Genomic DNA, 1546 nt, shown 5'->3' with positions numbered 1-1546 from the left:
GCTCTATGTCGAGCTTGATCGGGTTTCCGGTTATGATCGCGTGATCGAAAAATCCTCGATCGATCTGGCCTATGCCCATGAACTGCCGCTGGTCGCCACCAACGAGGCGTTCTTTTCCTCTCGCGACGACTATGACGCACATGACGCGCTGATTGCCATTGCCGAGGGATCGGTCGTTGCCGCCGACAACCGCCGCCGGCTGTCGCCCGACAATTTCCTGCGCAGCCAGGCCGATATGGCAAGGCTCTTTGCCGACCTGCCGGAGGCGATCGACAACACTGTCGAGATCGCGCTGCGCTGCTCCTATTACCCGAAGAACCGCAATCCGATCCTGCCGCGCTTCACCGGCGGCGATGTCGCCGACAATGACGCCGCCGTGCAGGCGGAAGCCGACGAACTGGCCCGCCAGGCCCATGAGGGGCTCGACGCGCGCCTTGCCATGCATGGCCCGACCGCGGGCTATACGGTCGAGCAATACCGCGAGCGGTTGAACTTCGAGCTTGGCATCATCACCAAGATGAAGTTTCCCGGCTACTTCCTGATCGTTGCCGACTTCATCAAATGGGCCAAGGCGCAAGGCATTCCGGTCGGGCCTGGCCGCGGTTCGGGCGCAGGCTCGCTGGTCGCCTATTCGACCACCATCACCGACATTGATCCGCTGCGCTTCTCGCTGCTGTTCGAGCGCTTCCTCAATCCCGACCGCGTGTCGATGCCCGACTTCGACATCGACTTCTGCCAGGATCGGCGCGAGGAGGTCATCCGCTACGTCCAGCAGAAATACGGCCGCGACCAGGTCGGCCAGATCATCACCTTCGGTACGCTGCAGGCGCGCGCCGTGCTGCGCGACGTCGGCCGCGTCCTGCAAATGCCCTATGGCCAGGTCGACAAGCTCTCCAAGATGGTGCCGCAGAACCCGGCCAATCCGGTCAAGCTCGCCGACGCCATCGCCAACGAGCCGCGCTTTGCCGAAGAGGCCGAGAGGGAGCCGATCGTTCAGACGCTGCTCGACATGGCGCAGAAGCTGGAAGGCCTCTACCGCCATGCCTCGACGCACGCCGCCGGCATCGTCATCGGCGACCGGCCGCTCTCGGAGCTGGTGCCGATGTACCGCGATCCGCGCTCGGACATGCCCGTCACCCAGTTCAACATGAAATATGTCGAGCAGGCCGGACTGGTGAAGTTCGACTTCCTCGGCCTGAAGACGCTGACCGTGCTGGAGACGGCGGTGAAGCTGATCCGCCGGCGCGGCATCGAGATCGACCTGGCAACCATCCCGCTCGACGATCCCGAGACCTACGCCATGCTGTCGCGCGGCGAAGTGGTCGGCGTGTTCCAGGTGGAAAGTGCCGGCATGCGCAAGGCGCTGATCGGCATGCGGCCCGACTGCATCGAGGACATCATCGCGCTGGTCGCACTGTATCGACCCGGCCCGATGGAAAACATCCCGACCTACAACGCCCGCAAGCATGGCGAGGAGGAGATGGCCTCGATCCATCCCAAGATCGACCATCTGGTGAAGGAGACGCAAGGCGTCATCGTCTACCAG

The 1546-nt window shown here is 63.5% G+C and carries 1 protein-coding gene; it reads left to right on the top strand.

Features of this window, described 5'->3' with window-relative positions; all coding sequences use genetic code 11:
- Positions 1-1546: DNA polymerase III subunit alpha (dnaE, locus tag EN879_RS35335; RefSeq protein WP_127274688.1), on the top strand; the 1546-nt coding region annotated here is incomplete at both ends.

Source organism: Mesorhizobium sp. M7A.F.Ca.AU.002.02.1.1, assembly GCF_003998535.1.
GTDB lineage: Bacteria > Pseudomonadota > Alphaproteobacteria > Rhizobiales > Rhizobiaceae > Mesorhizobium > Mesorhizobium ciceri.
The sequence above is the reverse complement of the archived record's forward strand: the minus strand, read 5'-3'. Positions and strand labels throughout refer to the sequence as shown.